General features: G+C 73.0%; 11 protein-coding genes. 4 read left to right on the top strand and 7 right to left on the bottom strand.

Features of this window, described 5'->3' with window-relative positions:
* Positions 1-43 precede the first annotated feature (43 nt).
* Positions 44-496, top strand: coding sequence for a gamma-glutamylcyclotransferase (locus VFN12_RS01645; protein WP_325116804.1), 453 nt, complete (start codon positions 44-46; stop codon positions 494-496).
* 66 nt (positions 497-562) lie between these two features.
* Here VFN12_RS01645 and VFN12_RS01640 read toward each other — a convergent pair whose 3' ends face one another.
* Complete coding sequence (locus VFN12_RS01640) at positions 563-937, bottom strand: VOC family protein (protein WP_325116803.1); 375 nt, start codon at positions 935-937, stop codon at positions 563-565.
* Between the two features lie 54 nt (positions 938-991).
* Here VFN12_RS01640 and VFN12_RS01635 point away from each other — a divergent pair, with 54 nt between their 5' ends.
* The 3 genes from VFN12_RS01635 (at position 992) to VFN12_RS01625 (ending at position 3,064) form a co-directional block, all read left to right on the top strand.
* The gene (locus VFN12_RS01635) at positions 992-1,795 is read left to right on the top strand and encodes a purine-nucleoside phosphorylase (protein ID WP_325116802.1); all 804 of its coding nucleotides are present in this window, start codon (positions 992-994) and stop codon (positions 1,793-1,795) included.
* A 63-nt stretch (positions 1,796-1,858) separates the two neighbouring features.
* Positions 1,859-2,224 carry a hypothetical protein gene (locus VFN12_RS01630; protein ID WP_325116801.1) on the top strand — a complete coding sequence of 122 codons (366 nt, stop codon included), beginning with the start codon at positions 1,859-1,861 and terminating at the stop codon, positions 2,222-2,224.
* A gap of 30 nt (positions 2,225-2,254) precedes the next feature.
* Positions 2,255-3,064 (top strand): NAD(P)-dependent oxidoreductase, encoded by an 810-nt coding sequence (locus tag VFN12_RS01625; protein WP_325116800.1) that lies wholly within the window; start codon positions 2,255-2,257, stop codon positions 3,062-3,064.
* Between the two features lie 10 nt (positions 3,065-3,074).
* Here VFN12_RS01625 and VFN12_RS01620 read toward each other — a convergent pair whose 3' ends face one another.
* The 6 genes from VFN12_RS01620 to VFN12_RS01595 all read right to left on the bottom strand — a co-directional run.
* Entirely contained in the window at positions 3,075-3,506 is a 432-nt protein-coding gene (locus VFN12_RS01620; RefSeq protein ID WP_325116799.1) for an SRPBCC family protein, read from the bottom strand.
* A 24-nt stretch (positions 3,507-3,530) separates the two neighbouring features.
* Positions 3,531-3,983 carry a pilus assembly protein TadG-related protein gene (locus VFN12_RS01615; protein ID WP_325116798.1) on the bottom strand — a complete coding sequence of 151 codons (453 nt, stop codon included), beginning with the start codon at positions 3,981-3,983 and terminating at the stop codon, positions 3,531-3,533.
* Positions 3,980-4,414, bottom strand: a complete 435-nt coding sequence (locus VFN12_RS01610) for a hypothetical protein (protein ID WP_325116797.1) — start codon at positions 4,412-4,414, stop codon at positions 3,980-3,982. Before VFN12_RS01610 ends, VFN12_RS01615 begins: the two co-directional genes overlap by 4 nt.
* On the bottom strand, positions 4,411-4,815 hold the full coding sequence (locus tag VFN12_RS01605) for a TadE family protein (RefSeq protein WP_325116795.1): 405 nt from the start codon (positions 4,813-4,815) through the stop codon (positions 4,411-4,413). Before VFN12_RS01605 ends, VFN12_RS01610 begins: the two co-directional genes overlap by 4 nt.
* Before the next feature lie 2 nt (positions 4,816-4,817).
* Positions 4,818-5,015 (bottom strand): hypothetical protein, encoded by a 198-nt coding sequence (locus tag VFN12_RS01600; protein WP_325116794.1) that lies wholly within the window; start codon positions 5,013-5,015, stop codon positions 4,818-4,820.
* Positions 5,016-5,044: 29 nt separating this feature from the next.
* On the bottom strand, positions 5,045-5,588 hold a 544-nt coding region (locus VFN12_RS01595; protein ID WP_325116793.1), incomplete at its 5' end, for a type II secretion system F family protein.

Raw genomic sequence — 5,588 nt, 5'->3', positions numbered from 1 at the left:
GAGATCAGCCTAACGGGACCGCCACCCTCGCTAATCTCTAGCCGTGACGCTGTACGCCGCCTACGGGACCAACCTCGACCCGGCCCGCATGGGCGAGCGCTGCCCGCACTCCCCGCTGAGCACCACCGGCTGGCTCACCGGGTGGCGGCTCACCTTCGGCGGCGAGGAGCACGGCTGGGACGGCGCGCTCTCCACGATCGTCCAGGACCCGCTCGATCAGGTCTTCGTGGCCATCTACGACATCACCCGCGAGGACGAGGCCGCGCTGGACGGCTGGGAGGCCGCCGACCTCGGCCTCTACCGCAAGACGCGGGTCCGGGTCTCGACCCTCAACGGCGAGATGGTGGTGTGGACCTACGTCCTCGACGCCTTCGAGGGCGGTCTGCCCTCGGCGTCGTACCTCGGGGTGCTGGCCGAGGCCGCCGAGGCCGCCGGCGCCCCGGCCGACTACGTCGCGGCCCTGCGCCGCCGCCCCTGCCGCTCCACCGGCCTCTGACCCCCTCTCGTTGAGTCGGGGATTCCCGCTCCTCGAGTTGGGGTTTCGTGACCGTTGAGTCGGGGATCAGGCGCCGTCGCCCGTGTGGCAGACCGCTTCGAGGTTGTTGCCCTCCGGGTCCCGGACGAACGCGCCGAAGTAGCGCTCGTGGTACTCCGGCCACAGCCGCGGCTCGTGCAGCACCTCCGCGCCCCGGGCCACAGCCGCATCGAAGAAGGCGCGTACGCCGTCGGCGTCGGGGGCGGTGAAGGCGACGTGCACCTCCCGGTTGGGGCCGACCCCCTCGAACGTCGACAGCCAGAAGTCCGGTTTGTCGGTGCCGTATCCGATCGCGACCTCGAAGTCGAGGAGCCGGCGATGGCCGAGGGTGGCCAGCACCTCGTCGTAGAACGAGGCGGTCGCCTGGAGGTCGGTGCAGTTGATGCCGAGGTGATCGATCATGCCGGTGATCGTGCCGCAGGCGAGCCCGGATCGACAATCACTAGAGTCGCCCCCGTGACCGACACGACCACGCCCTCCGCCCTGGCCGCCGACGCGGCCGCCCGACTGCGCGAGCTCACCGCGGTCGAGACCCACGACACCGCGCTGGTGCTCGGCTCCGGCTGGCTCCCGGCCGCCGACGCGCTGGGCGAGACCACCGCCGAGCTGCTCACCACCGACCTGCCGGGATTCGCGCCGCCGGCCGTCGAGGGTCACGCGGGCAAGATCCGGTCCGTGCGCGCCGGTGACCGGCAGCTGCTGGTGTTCCTGGGCCGCACCCACTTCTACGAGGGTCGCGGGGTCGCGGCCGTGGTCCACAGCGTCCGCACCGCCGCGGCTGCGGGCTGCCGGGCCGTCGTGCTCACCAACGGCTGCGGTGGGCTCAACGAGTCGTGGGCGCCCGGGACGCCGGTGCTGATCCGCGACCACATCAACCTGACCGCGACCAGCCCGATCGAGGGCGCGAACTTCGTGGACCTCACCGACCTCTACTCGCCGCGGCTGCGCGACCTGTGCCGCGGCGTCGACCCCAGCCTCGAGGAGGGCGTCTACGTCCAGTTCCCGGGGCCCCACTACGAGACGCCGGCCGAGATCGGCATGGTCCGCGCGATCGGCGGCGACCTGGTCGGGATGAGCACCACGCTCGAGGCGATCGCGGCCCGGGAGGCCGGGATGGAGATCCTCGGCATCAGCCTGGTCACCAACCTCGCCGCCGGCATCACCGGCGAGCCGCTGGACCACGAGGAGGTCCTGGCGGCCGGCCAGGAGGCGGCCACGCGGATGGGCAAGCTGCTCGGCGAGGTCGTCCCGCGGATCTGAGCATCCGTTGACAGCCGGTGGGTACGTCGCTTGCATGAACGGACACCACCCGACGGAGGACCGATGACTGACGCGGACGACAAGGAACCCCAGGACGACAGCTCGGGCGACGACCCGGCCGCCGAGGAAGGCAGCGCCGGCAGCGCCGACCCCAGTGCGACGTTCCGCGAGAACCCTCCCGACGAGGAGGAGCAGAAGGAGATCGAGGAGGAGCGGGAGCGCCGCCTCGACCCCGAGAACCGGCCCGAGGGGGCGGAGGTCGACAACACCCAGCGCACCTTCGACACCGACGACTGGAAGTTCGACGACGACGAGGGCGGCGGCGGTGGCATCGTCGACCCGACCGAGCCGGCCGCCGAGCGCGGGCACGGCCCCGACAACGACGACGACGGGTCGAGGGACGAGTCCGACCAGGAGGAGTCGGCCTGACCACGGGCCCTGGCCGCTAGCGTTTGGGCCGTGCGAGTACTCCTCACCGGCGCCGCCGGCAGCATCGGACGCGTGGTCACCGTCGGCCTGGCCGACCGCGGCCACCGGGTCATCGGCCTCGACCGGGTCGTCGAGCCGGAGGGCTTCGACGGTCCGTGGCACAGCGTGGACTGTGCCGACCCGGACGCCGTCGCCTCGGTCTTCGAGGCCGAGTCGCCCGAGGCCGTCGTACACCTCGCGGGGCACCCGGACGAGGCCAGCCTGCCCGACAGCCTGACCTCCCACGTCGTCACCACCGCCGCGCTGCTCGACGCGATGGTCGAGAACGACGTGCAGCGGATCGTCTACGCCTCGTCCAACCACGCCGTCGGCCGCACGCCCCGCCCCCGGGACGCCGCGGCGCAGGTCGGCGACGACCTGCGCCCCCGGCCGGACACGTTCTACGGCGTGGGCAAGGTCGCGGCCGAGGCGCTGCTCAGCCTGTACGCCGACCGCTACCCGCTGGACGCGGTGTCCTGCCGGATCGGGTCGTTCCTCCCCCAGCCCGAGACCACCCGGCACCTGTCGACCTGGCTCTCCCACGACGACTGCGTGCGGATGTTCGACGCGGCCCTGACCGCACCCGCCCCCGGGTACGCCGTCCTCTACGGCATCTCGGCCAACACCCGCCGCTGGTGGGACCTGGAGCCCGGGCGCCGGCTGGGCTACGAGCCCGTCGACGACGCCGAGGAGTTCGCCGAGACCGTGTCCGCCCGGTCCGAGGACGAGTTCGAGGCCGCCCACGTAGGTGGGCCGTTCGCGGGCGAGGCGTTCTACCGCCCGGCGCTCGACCGGGCCTGAGCGCCGTCCGTCATCCCAGCCGGGCGTGCAGCCCGGCCAGGCAGCCCTTCATCATCCGCTCGTGGTTCCACACCGTCAGCGGGCGGGCCGCGCTCGCCGCGACGCGCAGGAACCGGCCGGTGGCCGCCACGTCCTGCTCGAAGTCCATCCGGGTCTCCGGCCCGAAGTCGGCGAGGTACCACCGGACGACGCCCTCGAGGTCACCGCTCAGCGTCGTCTCGAGGTGGGTGGGGTCGCGCCGCACGGCGTGCAGGGTCAGGTTGAGCGAGTACGGCAGCGCCGACCGGCAGACCACCAGCGCGTCGTCCTCACCGAGGCTGGCCACCGCCCGCACCTGCGGCCACCACTCCGGGTAGCGCTCGAGGTCGACCAGCAGCGCGTGCACCCGCGCGAGCGGGAACGGAACGGTCCAGGAGCGGCGGAAGGAGTACGACGGGCTCACGCCCGCACCCTTTCATCGTGGGTCTCAGCCGGAGGACTCGACCTGCACGACGGCCGACCCGACCGTGCCGACGACCGGTCGCTCGGGCGATCCGGGGATGGTCAGCGGGAGGTCGAGCGGGGCGCTGACCTGCACGACCACACTGCTGTCGGCCGGGTCGAAGGAGACGACGTACCGCAGGCCGGGATAGCGGGACCGGGCCTCGGTGCGGACGAGGTAGTCCTCGACGGCGGCCCGCGCGAGGGCCTCGGCCTGCTCGAGACGCGGCTGCGCACCGACACCGGAGCCGTAGATGGTCTCGAGGTTGCGCGACCCGGCGTCGGCTCCGGCCAGGGCCGCGCCGTCGGCGACCGTGTCGAGCCCCTGCCGCTGGAGGAACGCGGCCGAGGCGTCCACGACCACCACGATCGCCATGAGCAGGAAGCCGGCCAGCCCGACGATCAGCACGGTGGTCTGCCCACGCTCGTCCCGGGTCACTGGGTGTCCCTGAACTGGCCGATGGGGACGGTGTGGCTGGCATCCACCGCAAAGCTGGGCGACCCGCCACCGAGGACGTCGGGCAGCAGCGGGAGGTCCACCTGCGACCCCAGCTCGACGGTGACCACGGCGCCCGGGGCGTGGCAGTCTCCGGCCGGCGCACAGGTCACCTTCATCCCGAGGGGCTGCTCACCGATCCCGTGGTCGACCAGGACCTGTCGGGCCGCCGCCTCGGCCCGCGCCTCCCCGACTGCATCGGTGGGGGCCAGGGCGTAGGCCCGGCCGGCCGCGCGGGCCGCGCCGCTGACCGCGAACGCACCTCGCTGCACCTCGAAGACGGACAGGACGATCCACAGCAGGGGCACCAGCAGCAGGAGCCCCAGCCAGGTCAGCTCGACCAGCGCACTCCCCCGCTCGTCGCGGCGCGTCACGGCTGCTCCTCGATCGCGTGGCCGGTGACCGTCAGGGACACCCCCGGCCCGCCGATCCCGAGCGCCGGGACCGTGGCGTGCACGGTGACCCGGACCGCGGGGGCGCCGTCGACCAGCACCGTGTCCGCCTCGACGTCACGGGCAAAGCGTCCGGCGATCGCCCGGTCCACCTGCTGGCGCGTCCGGGCCACCCCGTCCTCCGGCCCCCGGTCGAGCGTGGCGGCGTAGCGCGCGCCCTCGGAGGCCGCCGAGGCCAGGGTGTTGCGCACCATCAGCACCAGCGCGACCTGGAGGATGCCCAGGAACAGCGGGGTGATCACCAGCAGCACCAGCACGAAGTCGACCACCGCGGAGCCGCGCTCGGCCGGTGGCCTCGCGAGCGGTCGCCGGACGGCGGGCATGGTCAGTTGCGCACGGAGTTCAGCGCGCTGCGCAGCAGGTCGATCAGCTGATCGTCCGCCACGCCCCAGATGACCGCGACCAACCCGGCGGTCATCACGGTGACCAGCACCCAGCCGGGTACGTCGCCGCGTTCGTCGCGGACCCGAGGAGCGGCCGGAACGGCGTACCGTCGGGCGATCGTCGCGATGGGTTGGTGCATCGGGTGTCCCCGTTCTCGTGGAGTGGTGGTCATGGGGTCGTGAGGTTGAGGCCGATGACGCCCGGCCAGAAGGCGAAGAACACGGTGACCGGCAGGATCAGGAACACGACCGGCACCATCATGAAGACCTCCTTGCGGGCGGCGATCTCGATCAGCTCGCGGCGCCCCGCCTCGCGGACGTCGGCGGCCTGGGCGTGCAGCACGTCGGCCAGGGGTGTGCCGCGTTCGAGGGCGACGGCGATTCCCTGGGCGAACCGCGCGACCAGCGGAAGCCCGGTGGTGGCGGCCCACGCGTCGAAGGCGGAGCCGACGGGCTCGCCGGTGCGAACGGCGGCGAGCACCTTGCGGAGATCCCGGGACAGCTCGCCGCCACTGCGGTGGCAGACGCGGTCCAGCGCCGCGACGGGGCTCTCGCCGGCGGCCACTGCCAGGGCCAGCAGCTCGGCGATGGTCGGGAACTCGGCGAGGATCCGGCGTTCGCGCGCCCTCACCTGGCTGGAGAGGTAGTTGTCGCGGCCGATCACCCCGAGGGCGAACGCCACCCCGCAGAGCAGCAGCGACGAGAGGGTGCCC

The sequence above is a fragment of the Nocardioides sp. genome, assembly GCF_035703625.1.
Taxonomy (GTDB): Bacteria; Actinomycetota; Actinomycetes; order Propionibacteriales; family Nocardioidaceae; genus Nocardioides.
Note: the sequence above shows the minus strand (reverse complement) of the source record. Positions and strands in the feature narration are given on the sequence as shown.

What these genes read in the sequence shown, in the direction of transcription:
- VFN12_RS01630 (WP_325116801.1), top strand. Translation starts at nt 1,859, where the DNA reads ATGACTGACGCGGACGACAAGGAACCCCAGGACGACAGCTCGGGCGAC.
- VFN12_RS01640 (WP_325116803.1), bottom strand. Translation starts at nt 937, where the DNA reads ATGATCGATCACCTCGGCATCAACTGCACCGACCTCCAGGCGACCGCC.
- VFN12_RS01605 (WP_325116795.1), bottom strand. Translation starts at nt 4,815, where the DNA reads ATGCCCGCCGTCCGGCGACCGCTCGCGAGGCCACCGGCCGAGCGCGGC.
- VFN12_RS01600 (WP_325116794.1), bottom strand. Translation starts at nt 5,015, where the DNA reads ATGCACCAACCCATCGCGACGATCGCCCGACGGTACGCCGTTCCGGCC.